Annotated in this window: 21 protein-coding genes; 7 read left to right on the top strand and 14 right to left on the bottom strand. The window is 67.9% G+C overall.

The genetic code is table 11. The annotated features are described in order from the left end of the window. Positions 1–138 precede the first annotated feature (138 nt). A complete protein-coding gene (locus ACNJ7E_RS31900) occupies positions 139–912 on the top strand; it encodes a hypothetical protein (RefSeq protein ID WP_418341792.1) in 774 nt (257 codons plus the stop codon). 250 nt (positions 913–1162) lie between these two features. Beyond that, positions 1163–1624 (top strand): PaaI family thioesterase, encoded by a 462-nt coding sequence (locus ACNJ7E_RS31905; RefSeq protein WP_005255099.1) that lies wholly within the window; start codon positions 1163–1165, stop codon positions 1622–1624. Positions 1625–1706: 82 nt separating this feature from the next. Here the strand turns inward: ACNJ7E_RS31905 and ACNJ7E_RS31910 are convergent, their stop codons facing one another. The 6 genes from ACNJ7E_RS31910 to ACNJ7E_RS31935 all read right to left on the bottom strand — a co-directional run bounded on the left by ACNJ7E_RS31910 (position 1707) and on the right by ACNJ7E_RS31935 (position 6165). Then, positions 1707–3098, bottom strand: a complete 1392-nt coding sequence (locus ACNJ7E_RS31910; RefSeq protein WP_317567295.1) for an NAD(P)/FAD-dependent oxidoreductase — start codon at positions 3096–3098, stop codon at positions 1707–1709. Between the two features lie 182 nt (positions 3099–3280). Then, positions 3281–3454, bottom strand: a complete 174-nt coding sequence (locus ACNJ7E_RS31915; RefSeq protein ID WP_105418619.1) for an adenylate cyclase — start codon at positions 3452–3454, stop codon at positions 3281–3283. 13 nt (positions 3455–3467) lie between these two features. Beyond that, positions 3468–4268: a helix-turn-helix domain-containing protein gene (locus ACNJ7E_RS31920; protein WP_418341793.1), complete on the bottom strand. Its 801-nt coding sequence runs from the start codon at positions 4266–4268 to the stop codon at positions 3468–3470. Between the two features lie 60 nt (positions 4269–4328). Continuing rightward, a complete protein-coding gene (locus tag ACNJ7E_RS31925) occupies positions 4329–5153 on the bottom strand; it encodes an MBL fold metallo-hydrolase (protein ID WP_418341794.1) in 825 nt (274 codons plus the stop codon). Positions 5154–5170: 17 nt separating this feature from the next. Beyond that, positions 5171–5494, bottom strand: a complete 324-nt coding sequence (locus ACNJ7E_RS31930; RefSeq protein WP_317567293.1) for an AzlD domain-containing protein — start codon at positions 5492–5494, stop codon at positions 5171–5173. After that, positions 5491–6165, bottom strand: a complete 675-nt coding sequence (locus tag ACNJ7E_RS31935) for an AzlC family ABC transporter permease (RefSeq protein ID WP_061043108.1) — start codon at positions 6163–6165, stop codon at positions 5491–5493. The genes ACNJ7E_RS31930 and ACNJ7E_RS31935 overlap by 4 nt, the downstream gene beginning before the upstream one ends. An 86-nt stretch (positions 6166–6251) precedes the next feature. Here ACNJ7E_RS31935 and ACNJ7E_RS31940 point away from each other — a divergent pair, with 86 nt between their 5' ends. From ACNJ7E_RS31940 to ACNJ7E_RS31950, 3 genes are all read left to right on the top strand, one after another. Beyond that, positions 6252–6806, top strand: coding sequence for a helix-turn-helix domain-containing protein (locus ACNJ7E_RS31940; RefSeq protein ID WP_418341795.1), 555 nt, complete (start codon positions 6252–6254; stop codon positions 6804–6806). Between the two features lie 119 nt (positions 6807–6925). Next, positions 6926–7285, top strand: a complete 360-nt coding sequence (locus ACNJ7E_RS31945) for a YciI family protein (protein WP_418341796.1) — start codon at positions 6926–6928, stop codon at positions 7283–7285. Position 7286: 1 nt separating this feature from the next. Further along, positions 7287–8498, top strand: coding sequence for an RNA polymerase sigma factor (locus ACNJ7E_RS31950; RefSeq protein ID WP_418341835.1), 1212 nt, complete (start codon positions 7287–7289; stop codon positions 8496–8498). A gap of 13 nt (positions 8499–8511) precedes the next feature. On the opposite strand, the gene ACNJ7E_RS31955 is transcribed toward ACNJ7E_RS31950, so the two are convergent. From ACNJ7E_RS31955 to ACNJ7E_RS31985, 7 genes are all read right to left on the bottom strand, one after another. Continuing rightward, a complete protein-coding gene (locus ACNJ7E_RS31955) occupies positions 8512–8988 on the bottom strand; it encodes a hypothetical protein (protein ID WP_061043110.1) in 477 nt (158 codons plus the stop codon). 141 nt (positions 8989–9129) lie between these two features. Beyond that, positions 9130–10329 carry a Fic family protein gene (locus ACNJ7E_RS31960; protein WP_418341797.1) on the bottom strand — a complete coding sequence of 400 codons (1200 nt, stop codon included), beginning with the start codon at positions 10327–10329 and terminating at the stop codon, positions 9130–9132. A gap of 84 nt (positions 10330–10413) precedes the next feature. Further along, positions 10414–11340: a metal ABC transporter permease gene (locus ACNJ7E_RS31965; protein ID WP_283332398.1), complete on the bottom strand. Its 927-nt coding sequence runs from the start codon at positions 11338–11340 to the stop codon at positions 10414–10416. Positions 11341–11346: 6 nt separating this feature from the next. Further along, positions 11347–12084, bottom strand: a complete 738-nt coding sequence (locus ACNJ7E_RS31970) for a metal ABC transporter ATP-binding protein (RefSeq protein ID WP_418341798.1) — start codon at positions 12082–12084, stop codon at positions 11347–11349. Continuing rightward, complete coding sequence (locus tag ACNJ7E_RS31975; RefSeq protein WP_418341836.1) at positions 12081–13019, bottom strand: metal ABC transporter substrate-binding protein; 939 nt, start codon at positions 13017–13019, stop codon at positions 12081–12083. The genes ACNJ7E_RS31970 and ACNJ7E_RS31975 overlap by 4 nt, the downstream gene beginning before the upstream one ends. Positions 13020–13080: 61 nt before the next feature. Then, on the bottom strand, positions 13081–13758 hold the full coding sequence (locus ACNJ7E_RS31980) for a hypothetical protein (protein ID WP_418341799.1): 678 nt from the start codon (positions 13756–13758) through the stop codon (positions 13081–13083). Between the two features lie 111 nt (positions 13759–13869). Next, complete coding sequence (locus ACNJ7E_RS31985; RefSeq protein ID WP_418341800.1) at positions 13870–15261, bottom strand: NAD(P)/FAD-dependent oxidoreductase; 1392 nt, start codon at positions 15259–15261, stop codon at positions 13870–13872. 157 nt (positions 15262–15418) lie between these two features. On the opposite strand from ACNJ7E_RS31985, the gene ACNJ7E_RS31990 reads away from it, so the two are divergent. Further along, on the top strand, positions 15419–15964 hold the full coding sequence (locus tag ACNJ7E_RS31990) for an Lrp/AsnC family transcriptional regulator (RefSeq protein WP_418341801.1): 546 nt from the start codon (positions 15419–15421) through the stop codon (positions 15962–15964). Between the two features lie 51 nt (positions 15965–16015). Here the strand turns inward: ACNJ7E_RS31990 and nrdH are convergent, their stop codons facing one another. Then, positions 16016–16243 carry a glutaredoxin-like protein NrdH gene (nrdH, locus tag ACNJ7E_RS31995; RefSeq protein ID WP_283353623.1) on the bottom strand — a complete coding sequence of 76 codons (228 nt, stop codon included), beginning with the start codon at positions 16241–16243 and terminating at the stop codon, positions 16016–16018. 1250 nt (positions 16244–17493) lie between these two features. On the opposite strand from nrdH, the gene ACNJ7E_RS32000 reads away from it, so the two are divergent. Beyond that, entirely contained in the window at positions 17494–20523 is a 3030-nt protein-coding gene (locus ACNJ7E_RS32000; protein ID WP_418341802.1) for a Tn3 family transposase, read from the top strand. Positions 20524–20672 lie beyond the last annotated feature (149 nt).

A 20672-nucleotide genomic window follows, 5' to 3' on the forward strand; every position in this document is an offset into this window, starting at 1 on the left:
CGAATTCAACTACTTAGGTTACGGAACCCTATCTCTGATGCCACATCCGGCGGGACGTCCCGGGCGTTGCGGTCGGCGGGGGTGCCTCACATCACATGATGTCAAGTCTTGATATTTGGTTAGGCTCACCTATGTTTGGTGGTGTTCCATCCCGACCGATTGGAGTGCACGGTGACCTCGACCCTGTCCGCCCCCGCGACCGCACTGGACGTGTCCTGCACACGACTTCGCGCGCTGAACGCCGAATATCCGCGCATGTACGCGGTCGCGACGATGGCAGACGAGGGTAAACGCCGGTGGTGGTCGCTGGCGGACGACCTCGACGGCGACCGGGTGCCCCGGATGTGGGCCCGTTCGCTCGAGGACGTTCCCGACCCGGACGTCGCCGCGATGCAGGTGGCCACCGCGCTCATACACGCCGTGGTCGGGCGCGTCACCGCGCTCGTCGTCCTGGAGGGCCGCGCGTGGGACCCGGGGCTCGAGAACCTGTGGATCCACATGGACAGCGACGAGGGCATCGACTGGGCGGGTGTCGCCGACGACACCATGCGCGTCCTGCCGGACGACCCGTACTCAGGCGCACCCCGGACGGTCACCGTGCCCTGCGAGCGGGCGCTGCTGCTCTGGACGGTGCACCGCAGTCTCACGTCGCTGCACGCGGTGTTCGACGCCATCGCCCGGCTGACGCCGATCGACGCGTCCCGCTTCTGGGGACTCGTGGGGGAGGCCGTGCTCGGAGCCGCGACTTACGTGCCGATCCTCGCCGGTGGCGGCGAGGCGGCCGCGCAGCGCCGCGGGCAGGGGATCCTGGACGCCTTCGTGGCCGCCGGGGTGCCGGTCCGCTCGAAGAGCCGGATCACGCGCCCGCACTGCGGCCGACTCGGGCAAGCCAGGAAGCGCTTGCTTAATTAGGGCAGCCTTGCCTATACTCGTTCCAGGCGCCGAGCAGAAATGCCGGCGCCGAGAACCGAACTACCGGACCGCGCCGGAGTCCTGAGGGCTGCAGTGACTCCCAGGTCCATCCCACGGCGGGCCTCACGCTGACACAGTGTGAGGCCCGCCGATCCGTTTGCCCCACCTGCTTTTCCCGCCTCCCTTCCCGTCGTGTAGGCAGGAGATCGGGTGCGCCGCGAGAGCGCACAGCGATCCGATGGAGAGTGTGATGGTGGATTCCGGGGAACAGCAGGCATCGAACGGTGACGGGCGGATCGACACTGCCGCGTTGGCCGATCAACTGGGCAAGGGCTTCGACGCCCTCATCGGGCTCGAATACACCGAACTCTCACCCGACCGCGTGCGAGCGCAATGGACGGTCACCCCGGACCTGCAGCAGCCGGCCGGAATCCAGCACGGCGGCGTCTACTGCTCCGTCATCGAATCGGTGGCCAGCGCAGCGGGCACGGTGTGGCTCGGCGGCCGCGGACACGTCGTCGGTGTCAACAACAACACCGACTTCCTCCGCGCGACCCGGGAGGGCACGCTGACCGCCGAAGCCAGCCCCGTCCACCGCGGACGCACCCAGCAGCTGTGGGAGGTCCGGATCACCGACGAACAGGACCGACTCGTCTCCAAGGGGCAGGTCCGGCTCGCGAACATCACCGACACCGGACGCCTCGGCAACTGACGACCACCCACGCGCACGGCGGAGGGGACGGACCCGACAGGTCCGTCCCCTCCGCTCTGTTCACGTCATGGGCGCGCCTGCGTCACCCCGCGGCTTTGCGCTGCGCGCCGCCGGACGACTTCTCGGCCTCTTTCTCCCGCTCGTGCCGCTCCAGCTGCTCCATCGCGTTGCGGGCGAACACCCACTGCTCGGTGGACGCCATCTGCGCGCGCCCGCGGCCGAGGAACGTCACCGTCCACGACAGCAGAGTGGACAGCCGGCTGCGGAACCCGACCAGGTACATCAGGTGGATCGCCAGCCAGGCCACCCAGCCGATGAAACCGCTGATCTCGAGCTTCCCGACCTTCGCCACCGCACTGAATCGCGAGATGGTGGCCATGCTGCCCTTGTCGAAGTACTTGAATGGCGGCCGGTCCTCCGGCTTCTGACCGCTCAGGCCGGCCTTGATCTGCTTGGCTGCGTACTTGCCGCCCTGCATCGCGACCTGCGCCAGACCCGGCAACTTGTCGAGCGCCATCATGTCGCCGATCACGAACACCTCGGGGTGGCCGGGCACCGACAGGTCGGGTTTGACCAGGACGCGACCGGCCCGGTCGATCTCGGCGTCCGACTGCTCCGCGATCTGCTTGCCCAGCGGGCTCGCCTGCACACCGGCCGACCACACCTTGCACTGCGACTCGATCCGGCGTTGCGTGCCGTCCTTGTCCTTGACGACGAGGCCGTCGACGTCGACGTCGACGACCATCGCCCCCAGCTGGATCTCGATGCCGAGCTTCTCCAGCTGCTGGCGGGCCTTGCGGCTCAGCTTGCCGCCGTAGACGGGCAGCACGTCGTCCGCGCCGTCCAGCAGGATCACGCGGGCCTCACGGGGATCGATGTTGCGGAACGCCCCCGACAGGGTGCGCCGCGACAGTTCCGCGATCTGGCCGGCGAGTTCGACACCGGTCGGACCGGCGCCGACGACGACGAACGTCAGGAGCCGGGCGCGTTCGGCGGGATCGTTCGACAATTCGGCCTGCTCGAACGCGCCCAGGATGCGGCCGCGCAGTTCGAGGGCGTCGTCGATGGTCTTCATGCCCGGCGCGAACTCGGAGAAATGATCGTTGCCGAAGTAGGACTGGCCCGCGCCCGCCGCGACGATCAGGCTGTCGTACGGGGTGACGGTGGTCCGGTCCAGGAACCGGGAGGTGATCGTCTTCGCCTCGAGATCGATCTCGTCGACATCCCCGAGCAGAACCTTGGTGTTCTTCTGCTTGCGCAGCACCAACCGGGTGGCGGGAGCGATGTCGCCGACGGAGAGAATGCCGGTCGCCACCTGATACAGCAACGGCTGGAACAGATGGTGAGTGGTGCGCGCGATCATGGTGATGTCGACATCGGCATTCTTCAGCGCCTGTGTGCCGAACAACCCACCGAAGCCGGATCCAATGACCACGACGCGATGGCGGCGTGACTCAACCGACTTGATACTCATTCCGTGCTCCTCGAAAAATAGACGACTCCTGTCACGGTAGTCGCCTTGTCCCCGAGCGTCTCAGTAAGCGTTGCTTCGCCCCGCCTGCACAGCGGAATCGATCCAGAAACCGGCGGCCCGTCCATACGTGAAGGCGGGCAGCCCCTCCGTGAGGAACTGCCCGCCTTCCGGTGCGTACGCGGCTATTCCGCCCGGCCGATCCGCTTCCGCCCCGTGGGAGTTCCCGGCGATTCCGGCGGAACGAAATCCGATTTGATCGAGAACACGAACAGTGCCGACACCCCGACCACGACGACAAGAATGGTGAGGACTACGACCACGTAGCCGAAACCGACACCAATTGCTGTCAAGTCCATCAGACCTACCTCCTCAGTCGCTGCTCACGCTACTGCGGAGGGTAGCCGCTGTCACCGCGTCGGCGGGGAAGAACGATTCGATGGCCAGCTCCGCGACCGTCACGTCGAGGGGAGTGCCGAACATCGTGGTCGTGCTGAGGAACGTCAGCACCGTGTCGTGGTGCCGGATACGCAGCGGCACGACGAGCGACCCCGGCAGTCCGGCGCCGTCGACGGTGCCGCCGGGGTAGCCCTCCAATTCCCGCAGCAGGTCACGCAGTCCGTCGTCGCCGGTGACCGCGATCTGGTGCCGCAGCCGGTGCAGGAGATGCCCCCGCCACTGCGCCAGGTCCAGGATGCGCGGTGCCATGCCGTCCGGGTGCAGGCTCAATCGCAGGACGTTCACGGGCGGCTCGAGCAGCTCCGCGGCGCAACCCTCGGTCAGCACCGCGACGGCCTCGTTGGCGTCCACCATGTTCCAGTGCCGGTCGACCACCACCGCCGGGTAGGGGGAATGCGCGGTGAGGATCTTCCCGATGGCGTCGGCGATCGACGCCATCGGCACCTCCGACAGTCGGTGCTCCGGGAAGGCGGGCGCGAAACCGCCGGCGAGGAGCAGTGCGTTGCGTTCACGCAGGGGAATGTCGAGATGGTCGCTGAGGCGCAGCAGCATCGCCCGCGTGGGATTCGACCGCCCGGTCTCCAGGAAGCTGATGTGCCGCGCCGAGATCTCCGCGCGGTTCGCCAGTTCCAGCTGACTGAGCCGCCGGCGTTCCCGCCACGCCCGCAGGTGGGTGCCGACATGCGACGTGCGCCGATCGTCGAGGGTGGTCATTCCGCCAGCTTAGGTCGGGCGGATCGCCGCGACCATTACCTCGGACGTCATGGTCAGCGGTCACGTGAGGTGATCGAACTCCCCGGTCACCCACGCGCAGTGCCGGGTGGCCGAGTATTCGAGCGCCTCCCGGCCGTCACTGTCGATCACGTTGTCGAAGTTGCCGATGATGCGGTCGAACTCGAGATGCGACAGCTGGTCCGCGATGCGCCGCACCACCGCCGCGGACAGCGGCAGCCGGTTGGGATACGACCGGAGGAACGACACCGTGCGGCGGTCCGGGTTGGGGAACACGCCGTCCCCGGTGAGGAGGACCCCCCGGCCGTCGGCGCCGTCCCGCCAGTGCGCGACGGCGCTGCCCGGAAAGTGCCCGCCGATCTGGTGCAGGGTCAGACCCGGCGTCACCTCGTGGGTGCCGGACCAGAACACGATCGGGCCGTCGGACCGCGCCAGCCACGCGCGGTCCGCGTCGGCCACCAGGATCGGCACGCCGCCGAGCGCCTTCGACCACTGCGTCTGGACCCCGAACATGTGCGGGTGGCTGCCGGCGACGGCGATGACCGGGCCGTGCGCGGCGACGGCGTCGACAGCGGCGTCGTCGACGAACCCGATCGGATCCCACAGCAGCGACCCGGCGGGGGTGCGGATCACGAGGGACTGCTGGCCGATCGCGGTCTTCGGGTCCACGTACAGGCCGTGCAGCCCCGGCTCGACCTCGTGCTCGATCGCGCGGTACCCCGCACCGGCGAGCTTCTCCACGGTGGTCCACTCCTGACCGCCCAGCGGAATGTACTGGCGTTCGTCCGCGCAGATCGCGCACTCGTCGGGGAGCGGGGTGTTCGGGTCCTGTTCGACGCCACACGTGGCGCACAGATGAAATAACACCCCTCGATCATGCATCCTCACGGCACCCCGAGGAGCCGCAATCCGGCAGTCGCTGCGGCCGCGGACAGGACGATCACGACGAAAGGTGCCTTCCGCCAAGCGAGTATGCCCGCGACGACGACGCCGGTGGGACGCGCCACTCCGGCGAGGTCGTGGCCTTCGGTGAGCGCGGTCGTGCCCACCAGTGCGGTGAGCAGAACCACGGCGGCCGTCGCCATGGTCCGCTCCACCCACGGCCGGGTGGCGATCCGTGGCCGCAGCACCGGTCCCGCGAACCGGAAGGCGAACGTGCCCGCCGCAAGGACCCCGACCGACCCGATCAGCACGAGGTTCCCGGTCACGGCAGCACCTTCCGCCGCACACCGGCAAGCAGCCCCACCAGCGCCGCCAGCACCGGAAGCCCTGCGGGCAGGAAGGGCGTGGTGGCCAGGGCGATCACGCCGCCGGCCAGTGCCGGCACCCGCACGTCCCGATCGCGCAACGCCGGCAGCACCAGCGCCAGCAGCACCGCCGGGAACATGGCGTCCAGTCCCAGCACCGCGGGGTCGCCGATCGCCGAGCCCGCCACCGCGCCGAGCACGGCCCCGAGCGGCCAGCACACCGCGATCCCTACACCGCACGCCCAGTACGCGGCGCGCCTGCGGTCGGCGTCCGTCTCACCGAGGGCGAACACCACCGACTCGTCGTTCATCAGGTGACTGCCGACGACGCGGCGCAGCCCGCGCCCCAGCACGTCACCGACCGCCAGACCGAACGGCAGGTGCCGCGCGTTCACCAGCAGCCCGGCGATCGTCGCCGCGACCGGGCTGCCGCCTGCCGCGACGATGCCGACGAACAAGAACTCCGCAGATCCGGCGAGGACCAGGACCGACAGTGCGACGGGCAACCAGGCGTCCAGGCCCGAACCCACCGCGATGGCGCCGTACGACATGCCGACCAGTCCGTCGGCGAGGCACACCAGCGCGATGTTTCGGAGGACCCGCGAATCGAGTGTTCGCTTCATCGAACGCATGACTTCTATACTGAACACATGGTGCATCGTTCGTCAAGACGAACATCGCGACCAAAATAATGAACGGGTTGTCGGGAAGGGAAACCATGGCAGGGCAATCCCCACTGGGCTACATCGGACCCTCGCTGCGCCGCGAACGCGAACGCTCGGGTATGTCCCTGACCGAAGTCGCCCGCCGCGCCGGGGTTGCGAAATCCACACTGTCCCAACTGGAATCGGGGGGCGGCAACCCGAGCGTCGAAACCCTGTGGGCCCTCTGCGTCGCACTCGACGTGCAGATGTCGCAACTGTTGGACCCGCCGCGGCCGCGCGTGCAGGTCATCCGGGCCGACGAAGGACCGGAACTGACATCCGACCGGTCCGACTACCGCGCCACCCTCGTCGCGTCCTGCCCGCCGTCCGCGCGCCGGGATCTATACCGCCTCGCCGTCGAACCCGGCCCCGCCCGGGAGTCCGAACCGCACTTGCCCGGGGTGGTCGAACACGTCATCCTCAGTGCCGGGCGCGCCCTCGTCGGCGTCGCGGGCGATCCGGTCGAACTCGGACCCGGCGACTACATCGCCTACCCCGGCGATGTCGCACATGTGTTCGAAGCGCTGGAGCCGGGCACCCGCGCCGTCCTGGTGTCCGAACACAACTGAGGACATTCGGCGAAATTTCTCCGCCCAGGGTGTCGATTCGGAAGGGTGACGTTCGTATAGGAGGTGAGAGCCGGCCACATCCGCAGTCGCCGGCTGTCCGATCCGAGGAGGAACCCGAGATGACCCAGTACCTGTTGAGCGTGTACCAGCCCGACGGACCCGCTCCCGACCCCGACGTCCTCGCGAAGATCGGCGACGACCTCGACGCCCTCAACCAGGAGATGGTGTCCGCGGGCGCGTGGGTGTTCAGCGGGGGACTGTGCGCCCCCACCACGGCGACCGTGCTGCGGGCCCAGGGCGGGGACGTGCTCCTCACCGACGGCCCCTACACCGAAGGCAAGGAACATCTCGGCGGATTCACCATCGTCGAGGCGCCCGACCTGGACGCCGCCCTCGAATGGGGTCGCAAGCTGACCCGGGCGACGACCCTTCCGATCGAGGTCCGGCCGTTCGTACACCACGGTGGAGCCGGCGACTGACGTGGTCGGGTCCGCCGACATCGAACGGGTGTTCCGTGAGGAACACGGCCGCGCGGTGTCCGTCCTGGTCGGCGTGTTCGGCGACCTCGACATCGCCGAGGACGCCGTCCAGGACGCGTTCACCGAGGCGGTGCGGCGCTGGCCCTCGTCCGGGCTGCCGCCGAGCCCGGCCGGATGGATCATCACCACCGCCCGGCGCCGCACGATCGATCGGCTCCGGCGCGAGGCCACCCGGCACGACCGCCACGCGCAGGCCGCCCTGTTGCTCGCCCGCGACGAACCGGTGGAGGAGGGCGTCGTGCACGATGACCGGCTACGCCTGATCTTCACGTGCTGCCACCCGGCGCTCGCCCCCGCCGCCCAGGTCGCGCTGACCCTCCGCCTCCTGGGCGGGCTCGGCACCGCGGAGATCGCGCGCGCATTCCTGGTCCCCGAGCCGACCATGGCGCAGCGCCTCGTCCGGGCCAAGGGGAAGATCCGGGACGCCCGGATCCCGTACCGGGTGCCGAGCGAGACCGATCTGCCGGACCGCCTCCGCGCCGTCCTGGCCGTCGTCTATCTGATCTTCAACGAGGGCTACACGGCCAGTTCCGGGGACCGGCTGACGCGGGCGAACCTGTGCGCCGAGGCCATCCGCCTCGGCCGGGTCCTGGCCGCGCTGATGCCCGACGAACCGGAGGTCACCGGGCTGCTCGCGTTGATGGTGCTGATCGAGTCGCGGCGAGACGCCCGCACCGACGGCGACGGCCGGCTCGTGCTCCTGCCCGATCAGGACCGCAGTCGGTGGGATCGTGACCTCGTCGCCGAGGGGCAGTCGCTGGTGCGGGAGTGCCTGCGACGGAACACCCCCGGGCAGTATCAGATTCAGGCCGCGATCAACGCCGTCCACAGCGATGCGGAGACGGCCGCCGACACCGACTGGTGGCAGATCCTGCATTTGTACGACCAGTTGATGTCGGTGGCGCCGAGTCCGGTGGTGGCCCTGAACCGGGCGGTCGCCGTCGCCGAGGTCAGGGGACCGGAGCAGGGGTTGGCCCTCGTCGACCAGCTCGACCTCGGCAAATACCACCTGTACCACGCGGTGCGGGCCGATCTGCTCCGCAGACTCGGACGTCCCGACGAGGCGGCGCGCGCATACGAGACGGCGCGCGACCGCACCGAGAACGCTGCCGAGCGGGAATTCCTTCGGGAACAGCGCGATTCGCTCCGGTGACCCGGACTGCCGGTCAGAGACCCAGGCCCGGCGGCAGGCACACCGACCCGAAACACGTTTCCGTGCTCACGGTGACGGGGAGAGGCTCCGCCGTCGCCGGCTTCGCGTATGCGGTCTCCGGGAGCGGCGCCGAACCCCACACCTCGTCACCGGGGCCCGCGTTCTCACTGCAGATCCAGTGGACCAGGTAGTCGCCGTCGGGCACCGCGTCGAACACGAAGTCCCGCGGTCCCGGCCCGATCACCACATTCGATGCGTGGAACACCGCCACGGACTCGGGGTTCACGATGTCATCCGCCGCATGCAGCCCGCCGAGTCCGCACACGATGTCCGCACCGGTGTCGTTCGCGATCGTCGTCGTGACGGTGCTCCCGGCCACCGCGGCGGCCAGGGTCACGTCGGGTGGGTCCGCGGCGACGGGAGCGGCCAGGAACAGGGCGAGGGGGCCTGCGGCGATCAGCGTGACCGCGGCCCGGGGCACGAGTGTCATCAGCGGAACCTTCGTTCTCGGCGGTCTCACTCCGGACGTCACGGTGTTGATACCCGCGGTGCGGGCGGATAAACGGCGGCGGGCGACACGTCAAGTTCCCCCGGTGGATCATTCGACGGCACCCGCCGGGGATCGGAGCATTCAGTGTCGGCCGCGTTTGGCGCGGGCGGCGAACTCGTCCAGCACCCGGACGACGTCCTTGGCCTGCCAGATCCGGTTCCGTCGCCCGTCGGTGATCTGGGTGAGGATCCCGGCGTCGACCAGGCGGTCGATGGCGATCTGCGCGTTGGCGCCGGTCACCCCGAGCGTGGATGTGACGAGCCTGTTGTCGACGACCGGTTGACGAAGGAGCACGTCCACCAGCCGGTGTACCGCCGCGCCGCGCCGCGCCGTCACACGGGTGCGCCAGTCGGCTCGAACCGCTTCCAGGTCCTGAACGAGGGTGCGACCGTTGGCGACCGCACCGAACGATGCCTCCGCGATCGACCGGACGATCGGCTCGACGTTCCCGGACCGGTACTCGCCGAGCGCGTCGAAATACTCTGCGGTGTCGTGTAGTAGGCCCGCGGACACCGGAACGGCAACACTGCGGGTGAGCTGTCCGCCGCGCAGCATCGCCTGAATCAGGGCGCGTCCGACACGCCCGTTGCCGTCCGGGAACGGGTGGATGGTTTCGAACTGCGCGTGCGCGACCGCAATCTGGGCGATCACGGGCACATCGACGCGGTTGGCGAAGACGATCAAGTCGTCGATCAGTGCGGGAACCCGGTCATGGTGCGGGGGGACGAACTGCGCGGTGTGGGGTCCGAGGCTTCCGCCGCCGATCCAGACCTGCTGCTGCCGCCATCGACCGGCGATGTTCGGATCGCCGTGTTCGAGCAGCGCGCGATGCATCTGCAGGATCGCCTCGGCGTCGATGGAGTCGGACAACTCCAACGCGGCGTGCATGGCCCGGACGTTTCCGACGATCAGGCGGGCGTTGCGGGAGGCGTGCTCGCCGAGTTCGGCCAGCGCGATCTGCCGCGCCCCGCTGCTGAGGTTCTCGATCTCCGAGCTCGACGCACTCTCGGTGCGGAGCAGAATGGAGGCGAACGGGGCGGTGATGTGGCCGACCTCGACGTCGAAACGGGTGAGCTCGGTCGCCGCTTCCTCCGTCAGCGATTGCAGCTCGCCGCTCAGTGAGATGGTTTGCTCCGCGATGAACGCCGGTACTGCCGCACGGTAGGAGCTGGCAGTGAGGCGCCGCTCGCGCCGAGAGCCGTAGTCGCCGGCGGTGCTGACCCACGGATGCTGCTCGTAGGCGACAGGAGGCCACAAGAGTCCGCCGTTAACCGATGCCACCCAGCGAACATACCATTGGTTAATAAGTTATCCAATGGTATGGACCCAGGTAGTGACGGTGCGCAACGCGATCGAGCGCCAGTTCTACGACTTCGGTTCCGGCGCCCAATCGCGTTCCGCGTGATTCTCGGTGTTCCCGTGTTCATCACGCGGTGACCGGCGTCGCCGGGACGCGGTGATTCGGCGACCGATGATTCCGTGCTGAGGTGCGAACAGGTAGACCAGCGCGAATGCCGCACCCTGGGACAGCACCACCATGCCGCCGCTGGCCGTGTCGAGGTGATAACTCAAGTACAGGCCGATGACGGCGCAGGCCGCCGAGATCGCCGGGGCGATGACCAGCATCCGGTGGAAGCTGTCGGTCAGCAGGTACGCGGTGGCCCCGGGAATGATCAGCATCGCGACGACCAGGATGACGCCGACGGCCTGCAGGGCCACCACCGCCGTCAGGGCCAGCAGCCCCAGGAGCGCGGCCCCGAGCAGGCGCGGGTTCAGGCCGATCGCGTGGGCGTGGGTGGGGTCGAAGGCGTACAGCGTGAAGTCGCGGCGCTTGACGATCAGTGCGACGAAGACGACGGCCCCGAGTATCGCGATCTGGACGAGGTCGGACCGGCTCACGCCCAGCAGGTTGCCGAAGATGATGTGGTTGAGGTCGGTTTGGCTCGGGGTGACCGAGACCAGCACCAGCCCGAGCGCGAACAGGGTGGAGAACACGATGCCGATCGCGGCGTCCTCCTTGACGCGGCTGGTGTCGCGGACCACCCCAATCAGTGCCACGGCAAGGAACCCGAAGATCACCGCGCCGATCGCGAACGGGGCGCCGACGATGTAGGCCAGGACGACGCCGGGCAGGACAGCGTGCGAGACCGCATCACCCATCAGTGACCAGCCGATCAGAACCAGCCAGCACGACAGCACCGCGCACACCACGGCGGCGATCAGGGTGGTGATCAGCGCGCGGACCATGAAGTCGTAGCGCAGCGGGTCGACGAAGAAGTCGATGACATCCATTGATTCTCAGGTCCTTGTCATGACGTCGAGGCCGAATGCGGCCGCCAGGTTCTCCGGTTGCAGCACGACCGTCGGGTCACCGTGCATGAGGACGGTGCGCATCAGCAGGATCGCCTCGTCGGCCAGGGTGGGCAGTGCGTGCAGGTCGTGGGTGGAGACCAGGATCGCCGCACCCGCGGCCGCGAGTTCACGCAGCAGTGCGGTGATGGTGGCTTCGGAGCGTTTGTCGACCCCGGCGAACGGTTCGTCGAGGAGAAGGATGGTGGCGCCCTGTGCGATTCCGCGGGCGACGAAGGTGCGCTTCTTCTGGCCGCCGGACAGTTGCCCGATCTGCCGGTCCGCCAGTTCGGTCAGTTCGACGCGTTCGAGGGCGTGGTCGACGGCCTCGCGGTCAGCTCTGCCGGGCCGCCGGGTCAGCCCCATGTGCCCGTAGCGGCCGGTCATCACCACGTCCCGCACCGAGAGGGGGAACGTCCAGTCCACGTCCTCGCTCTGCGGAACGTAACCCAGCACACCGGTCTTGCGTGCCGCGGCCGACGCCGTGCCGTTGATGCGGACCGTGCCGGAGTCGGGTTTGACCGTGCCCATGATCGTCTTGAACAGGGTGGACTTTCCGGAACCGTTCATGCCGACGAGGCCACAGACGCGTCCTGGCTGCAGGGCAAGTGAGACCTGGTCGAGCGCAAGGACATCGCCGTAGTGGACGGTGACGTCCTGTACCTCGACGGCCGGCTGGGTGGTCATGATTGCTGCCCGTTCAGTGCGGAGGTGAGGGTGTCGGCGTCGTGCCGGATCAGATCGAGGTACGTCGGCACCGGCCCGTCCGCCTCGGACAGGGAATCGACGTAGAGGGTGCCACCGAACGCGGCGCCCGTGGCTTCGACGACGCGTTGCATCGGCGCATCCGACACCGTGGATTCGCAGAACACCGCCGGAACCCGGTTGTCCTTGACGAACTCGATCGTCGAGGCGATCTGCTGGGGCGTGGCCTGCTGTTCGGCATTGACCGGCCAGATGTATTTCTCGGTCAGCCCGGCATCCCGGGCCAGATACGAGAACGCTCCCTCGCACGTGACCAGCGCCCGTTCGTTGACCGGCAGTGCCCCCAGCTCGGCGACCAACTCGTCCTGCACCTTCTGCAGCTGCGCCTTGTACGCGTCGCCGTTGATGCGATAGTCGGCCGCATGTGCCGAATCGAGTTCGCTCAACGCGGCGACCATGTTGTCGACGTAGATCTGCACGTTCAACGGTGACATCCAGGCGTGCGGATTCGGTTTGCCCGCGTAGGCGTCCTCGCCGATGGCGATCGGCTCGACGCCGTCGCTGACGACCACGTGCTCGACGTCCACACCGTCGACGAACTGGGCGAACCACGCCTCCAGGTTCATCCCGTTGTCGAGGATCAGGTCGGCCTCGGCTGCCTTCTTGATATCGCCCGGGGTGGGCTCGTATCCGTGAATCTCCGCGCCCGCCTTGGTGATCGACTCGACGGTCACGTGCTCACCTCCGACGTTCGCGGCGATATCGGCGAGAACGGTGAACGTCGTCAACACCACCGGTTTGTCGTTTTCCGGTCCGTCACCCGTGCCGCATCCCGACAGCATCAGCGCCGTGGCAAGCGCTGTCAGCACCGCGGCACCGGCTACCGGCCGTCGTCGCGCACCCACCTTGAAGCCCATTGTTTTCACGGTCGAATCATAATGTTCGGCTCGCCGAAACCACAAGGGCGGCACCTCTCAGTCACGTCGTCGGTCGACGGAAGTCGCCGTTGGAGCCCGCCTGGGAGCGCCGTGCCGCGACTGTGTCGGCGGTGGACCCGATCGTGGGCGCGAGCCGCCACAACCCAGCGGCGGCGAGAATGTGCCACAGCGCGTGGCCCTGCAGGACACTGCCCGGCCGGCAGATCGACGTCCGGTCGCCGATGGTGCCGAGCAGCGCGCCGGACACGAGAAGCAGTGCCGCGACGACGGTCGTGCGCCGCAGCTGCGGACGGACGCGGGCGCGTTCCAGACCGAGTCCCACGGCGACCGCGGCGAGTATTGCCTGCACGGCCGTCGAGGCCGTCGGGCCCGCCGCCACCGCGGGGATCATCACGACCGGGACGGCAAGCCACCACACCGGCGACAGCCGCCGGCCGAACCGGTCGGAGGCGGCGTCGACGGCGATGAAGGCCAGCAGTGTCGCGATCGGGATGTCGTGTGCGTAGGCCTGCCATGGTGGGTTGGGTCCGTGTGCAACGAGCGACCCGGCACCGACCGCGATGACGAGGAGGCCGTACGTCACGGTCGGCGCGCCGTGCGGACGACGCGCGACGACCGTGAGACCGGCAATCACGAAGGCGAGGCTGGTGACGGCGGCCGCCGTCTGCCCGATGAAACCTGCGTCGCGATACAGCTCGCAGGCATTCGCCAGCATCATGTCTTCGAGGTTTCCAAAGAGGTCCGCCGGCCGCAATCGCGGTAGCGCCGGCGGGAAGATGGGCTGGCAGTCATACGGTGCCCCCGTGCGGACACCGAAGTCGGTGTCGTGTCAGCTCGCCCGCGCGACGTCGGCTTCCGTGTCCTCGATGCGGCGTTCGAGGTAGTGCAGTTGCGCGATCGCGTTGCGGGCGGTGATCTGCTGGTGGGTGTTGGTCAGTTGACCGCGCCCGGTGCCGAGAAAGGTCCAGGCCCACGACAGCAGGGTCGCGAGGCGGCTGCGGAAGCCGACGACATAGACGACGTGCACGGCCAGCCACATGATCCACGCGAGGAAACCGGTCAGCTCGAGGCCGCCGATCTTGGCGACCGCGTTGAATCGGCAAATGGTTGCCATCGAGCCCTTGTCGCGGTACCGGAAGGGGTTCCGTTCCGGTACCGGGCGTCCCTTGGCTGCGGCGGTGACCTCGGCGGCGATCTGTTTCGCGGCGTAGCGGCCCCCTTGGATCGCGACCTGGGCGACGCCGGGCAGACGATCGCGCGACATCATGTCGCCGACAACGAACACATTCGGATTGCCCGGCAGGGTGAGGTCTTCGTCGACGGCCACGCGGCCTGCGCGGTCGATGTCGGCGCCGGACTGTTCGGCGAGCTGGCGGCCGAGGGGACTCGCGGCCACTCCCGCGGACCAGACCTTGCAGGCGGATTCGATGCGGTGCTCGGTGCCGTCGGCGTCGCGAACGGTTAGTTCGCGGGCGTCGACGTCGGTCACCGACGCACCCAGCCGCACCACGACGCCCAGCTTTTCGAGGGTTTCCGCCGCCTCGGAGCCGAGGTTGTCCCCGAACGGCGGCAGTACCGCCGAGGCGGCGTCGAGCAGGACGATCCGCGCATCCCGGGGATCGAAGTTGGAGTACGCCCCGACGAGTGTGCGGTGTGCGAGTTCGGCGATCTGGCCGGCCATCTCGACGCCGGTGGGGCCGGCACCGACCACGACGAAGGTGAGTAGGCGTGCCCGCTCCCGCGGGTCGGTGATGACCTCTGCCTGCTCGAACGCGCCGAGGATCCGGCCGCGGAGTTCGAGGGCGTCGTCGATCGTCTTCATGCCGGGTGCGTGCTCGGCGAAGTGGTCGTTGCCGAAATAGGACTGCTGCGCCCCGGCGGAGACGATGAGGCTGTCGTATCCGGTGACGGTGATCTGCCCGAGGTGTTCGGACGTCACCGTACGTTCGGTCAGGTCGATGGTGGTGACGTCGCCGAGTCGGACGGCGGCGTTGGCCTGGTCCTTGAGGATCATCCGCGTCGAGGGGGCGATCTCGCCTTCGGAGAGGATGCCGGTGGCCACCTGGTACAGGAGGGGTTGGAACAGGTGGTGGGTGGTGCGGTCGATCACCGTGACGTCCACGTCCGCGCGGCGGAGGGCCTTCGTCGCGAACAGCCCACCGAAGCCAGATCCGATGACGACGACGCGGTGGCGCGCGGGCGGGGACTGGGGGTTGCTCATGGTGAGCCTTTCCGATCACGCCCAGGGGCGACGATCTCGGTGTCGGGGAGATGGATGTCCAGGGTTCACGACCAGCAATTCGACTGACAGGCATCAATAGTGAACAAGCGGCGCAGGGAAGCCAAGGTGAGAGAACAAAATTCTCTAGACTGAGCCGATGAAGAAGAATGTTTCAGGCGCGCCGTATGCCGAAGGCTCGGGATCGAATGATGTTCGAACGGGGGCGCCGATCGATGAGATCGACCGGATCCTCCTCGATCAACTCTCGCGCGACGCGCGTACCCCGAACAACGCCCTCGCCGCCCTCGCGGGCATCGCCCCCTCGACCTGCCTGGGCCGAGTGCGTTCGCTGATCGATCGCGGAGTGATCCGCGGATTCCATGCCGACATCGATCCCGCCACCCTCGGCAGGGACCTGCAGGCAATGATCGCAGTGCGAGTACAGGCCAACGCAAGACAGCATCTCGGGCAGCTCGCCGAGCAACTCGCCACCCTCGACGAGGTGCTGAACGTGTACTTCATCGCCGGCGCCGACGACTACCTCATCCACGTCGCCACCGCGAGCAGCGAAGAGCTGAGGCGCTTCGTCCTCGACCACCTCAGCGCACATCCCGCGGTCGCCTCGACGGAGACCATCCTGATCTTCGAGCACGTGCGCCCGCGGCACCGAGCGCCCCGGGCCGAGCAATCGTCGGGCCGATGAGGACCTCCACCGTCGACGCTGCCGTCGTCCGGGGGCCGAGACCGGTACCCGTCAGGCTGCCGTGAGCGCCTTGATGCGGTCGGGCCGGAAACCCGCCCAATGGTCGTCACCCACCACGACGACAGGGGCCTGCAGGTAGCCGAGACCTCTTACGTAGTCATGGGCGTCGGGGTCTCGGGTGATGTCGACGATCGTGTAGTCGAGCCCCTCGTTGTCCAGGGCGCGGTAGGTGGCGGTGCATTGCACGCAGGCCGGCTTGCTGTAGATCGTGATGGTCATGGTGCACTCCGCTCCGTGATGTGTGCCGGCGGGGGACCGGAAGCATATGCTCTCCGGCCCGGGCTCGCGCGCTGACAGCGCGGAGCCGCCGAGTCCCGCCAACTCATCGAACATACATTCGATTATCTGTTATGGTGACCTTTCGGCGCCGGTGACGGTGTAGGGAAGACTCCGTCACTGGCGCCGTCAACGCAGCGGAAAACACGAGAGACGTTGTCGCGCAATGCTTGTCGGATAGATTCCGGAGTATCGGCACGGGGGAGAAGCGTCAGGACGCGGCCCGAACGTCCGTCCCGGCGAGTCGGGCGCTGTGCCGTTCCGGGCCGCTGTGGCTAGGACGCATCCATGACTTCGTGCCGGATTCCTCAGCGTTCAGGGACGGACGCACTCGTTCTCGGTTCCCGCGCGCGTTCTCGAGGCCGAAAACGGGTGCGTCTACGGAAAGGGTGCGCGGCTGTCGCCCGGAGCTCGACGCGCCGACGCTGCCGACCCGTCGTCCGGGTGTGGAGGTCGCCGGTGGCGCGGGGCAGGCCCTGCGATCCACTAGTTGACATAATGTCGATTATCGGCAAAAAGTGGCATTCTATCGCCGCAGGTCTGAGGCCTGGATTTGGCCTGCCTGTATACCCGCAGCCAGTTCTGCGTCGACCTGGCCCTCGGGCCCGTCCGGCGCTCATTCGCCACGTATTCGACTCGGCGCGTCGACGTCGAACCGTCGCGGCTGATGCACCCGTCGGCGCGCTGAATAATATTCACGCCGCCGGATGTGCGGCCCCGGACCGCTAAGGCCAATTCGGCGGTGTCGTCGAGTGGCCCGCTTTTCTGAATGAATGTTCGGTTTCGGGTCTCCCCTCCCTCCGACCCATGCACCCTCATTACGTCACTGTGACGTAATGAGGGTGCGCCCGGTCCACTCGGAACGTGGCCGGCTTCGGTATCACCCGTGCCAGGATCGAAGCACTCCACAACACGTTCGGAAAGGGTGTGCCGGTGTCTGAATCGCTGGTCTTCGACGATGAGCCCGAACCCCGGACTGCGCTCTGGCATGCCTGCACGCGGTTTCCGACCGGCGCCCCGGGCGACTCCGTGACGGCCGTACTGAGCGACATGGCCACGAAACGGTACGACTGCGCTTCGGTCGTCGCCGTATTGGACGGAGGCCGGCTCGGGGGTCGGGGAGCAGTCGCGTCAGATCCGGCGCTTAGAGCGATTATCGAGCGGCCCTGATCTTGGGGTGATTTCATGTCGTCGTGATCGATGATGGTGGCTACGGTCGGTTCGGTGCGCTGTCGCGGCAGGAGCTGGAGCGGTTCTGCTACCTCGATGATGAAGATCGGAGGTTGATCTCTGCTCGGCGGCGGGACTACAACCGGCTCGGGTTCGCCGTGCAGCTGGTGACCGTGCGTCACCTGGGCATGTTCCTGCCCGGTCCGCTGGACGTTCCCCCGGAGCTGGTCGACTATCTTGCCGAGCAGCTGGGCATCGACGACCCGTCGTGCGTGAAGCGCTACCCGGACCGGGAGAAGACCAAGCTCGAACATGCCTGGGAGATCCAACGCGAATACGGGCTGGCGCCGTTTACCGATGTCGAACCGGAGCTGAAGGCATGGATCGCCGACCAGGCGTGGATGACCGGTGACGGTCCGAAGGCGATCTTCGAGGGTGCGGTCACTTGGTTACGGGAGCGCCAGGCGCTGCTGCCATTTGGTGTCACGACGTTGCAGAAGCTGGTCGCGGCCGGCAGGGCGGCAGCCGATCAGCGGCTGTGGAATGAGTTGGACGGCCAGCTCACGCCGGTCACGGCGTCGGCGCTGCTGCGGTTGCTCGACGTGCCCGAGGGTGGCAAGCAGCGGGTCAGCGAGCTGGACCGGTTGCGCAAGGGTGTGTTCCGGCCCTCGTCGAAGGGGATGCTCGCCGCGCTGCACCGGTTGGCCGACCTGCATTCCCTCGGTATCGGGACGTTGGACGTGTCGGCGGTGCCGCCACGACGGTTGGCCGGATTGGCTACGTACGGCCTGTCGGGTAAGGCGAACGCGCTGCGCCGCCTGCCGCGTGAGCACCGCCTGGCGGTGCTGGTCGCCACTGTGGTGGCGTTGTCGGCGCGGGCGGCCGACGACGTACTGGAGCTGTTCGACCTGCTGATGACCACTGATCTGTTGTCGAAGGCCGAGCGTGAGTCCAAGGACGAGAAGCTGCGCCGATACCCGAGGGTCTCGCGGAACGCCGGCAAGCTGGCCACGGCGGTGAAGGTGCTGTTGGAGATGGCCGAGGTGAACCCGGACCTCGGGGTGGGCGTGGTGTGGGATCTGATCGAGAACACCGTCACCAAGAAGGAACTGCGCTCCGCGGTCGCGGTGATCGACGAACTGGTGCCGGCCAGCGACGCCGAACTCGACGGGCAACGCCTGCAGGAGCTGGCCGGCCGCCTGGCGACGGTCCGCCCGTTTCTGCCGGTGCTGATGAAGACCGTCGAGTTCGGCGCGACCCCGGACGGCGCACCGGTGCTTTCGGCGATGACTACGCTCGCGGAGTTGCTGACCGCGAAGTCGAAGCTGCCCGCGTCCTACCTGGATGCGCGTCGGGTCGACCACGATCTGATCACCGGCGGCTGGCAGCGCCTGGTCTATGCGCCGGGCCGCCCGGAAGCCACCGTGGACCCCGCCGCCTACACGTTCTGCGTGCTCGAGCAGTTCCATCGACATATCAAGCACCGCAACATCTTCGCCGCATCTTCGTCGCGGTGGCGCGACCCACGAGCGCACCTGTTGTCGGGGCAGGCGTGGGAGCAGGCCCGCGAGGCGGGCATGAACGCGCTCGGCCTGCCCGCCGTCCCGGCGGGGATGCTCGACGAGCACGCTGCCGCCCTGGACACCGCCTACCGCGAGGTGGCGTCCCGCCTGGACGCCGACACCCCGGCCACCATCGACGACGACGGCAAGCTGCACGTCGCCGCACTGGTCGCCGTGCCCGACCCGCCGAGCCTGGTCGATCTGCGGCGCCGCGTCGAGGCAATGCTGCCGCGTATCGATCTGCCCGAACTGGTGCTCGAGGTCATGTCCTGGCATCCCGGCTTCACCGAGGCGTTCACCCACACCTCCGGGAACGACGCCCGCGTGGCCGACCTCGGGCTGTCGGTCGCGGCGGTGTTGTGTGCGCACGCGATGAACGTCGGCTTCGGTCCGGTGACCGGCCGGGGCGTGGAAGCGTTGACCCGTGACCGGCTGCTGCACGTCGACCAGTGCTACGTGCGGTCCGAGACCCTGACCGCGGCGAACGCCGTGCTGGTCGAGGCGCAGGCGGAGATTCCGCTGGCGGGGGCCTGGGGCGGCGGAATGGTCGCGTCGGTGGACGGGATGCGGTTCGTCGTCCCGGTCCGCACCCACCACGCACGGCCGAACCCGAAATACTTCGGCCGCAAACGGGGTATCACCTGGTTGAACATGATCAACGACCAGGCTGCCGGGCTGGCCGCCAAGGTGTTGTCGGGAACCCCGCGCGACTCGCTGCATACCGTGGACGTGGTGCTGGCCCAGCACGGCGGAAGGGTGCCCGAGGCGATCATCACCGACACCGGCTCGTACTCCGATATCGTGTTCGGGCTGCTGCACCTGCTCGGTCGCCAATACCGGCCCCAGCTGGCCAACCTGCCCGATCAGCGATTGTGGCGCATCGACGGCAGTGCCGATTACGGCCCGCTCGACCGCGCCGCCCGCGGCAAGATCGACACCGACCGGATCGCGCGACACTGGGAGGACATGTGCCGGGTCGCGGTGTCGATCCACTCCGGCGAAGTGTCCGCGCACGAGGTGACGCGGATGATCTCCCGCGACGGCAACCCGACCTCGCTCGGGCAGGCCATCGCGCACTACGGGCGGATCTTCAAGACAATGCACATCCTGCGCCTGGCCGACGACGAGCCGTATCGGCGCGAGGGCAAGACGCAGTCCAATCTGACCGAGGGTCGTCACGATCTCGGCCGAAGGGTCTACCACGGCAAGAAGGGTGAGATGACCCGCACTTACTACGAGGGCATGGAAGACCAGCTGTCCGCGCTCGGGTTGGTGCTCAACTGCGTCGTGCTGTGGAACACCTTCTACATGGACCGTGCCCTGGACGAGTTGCGTACCCAGGACTACCCGGTGCTCGATGCCGACGTGGAACGGCTCTCGGCGTTCGTGCGCACCCACATCGGCATCGACGGGCACTACAGCTTCCACCTACCCGACCTCGCCGGCGCCCACCGGCCGCTGCGCGACCCCGACGCCCCCGATACAGAATAGGACCCGAACAACCCATCTGTTTGCCAGTGCGGCTCTTGTGCTCGCGGGCACGCCTGCTACCAGGTCCGCTACACGCTGGCGACGTGCATTGATCGCCTGATTCACGGGCGTGGTCGCGACCGCATCGTCGCACCGTTTTCGGGAAATTA

The sequence above is a fragment of the Rhodococcus mengyinensis genome, from assembly GCF_048381435.1.
Classification (GTDB): domain Bacteria; phylum Actinomycetota; class Actinomycetes; order Mycobacteriales; family Mycobacteriaceae; genus Rhodococcus_F; species Rhodococcus_F opacus_D.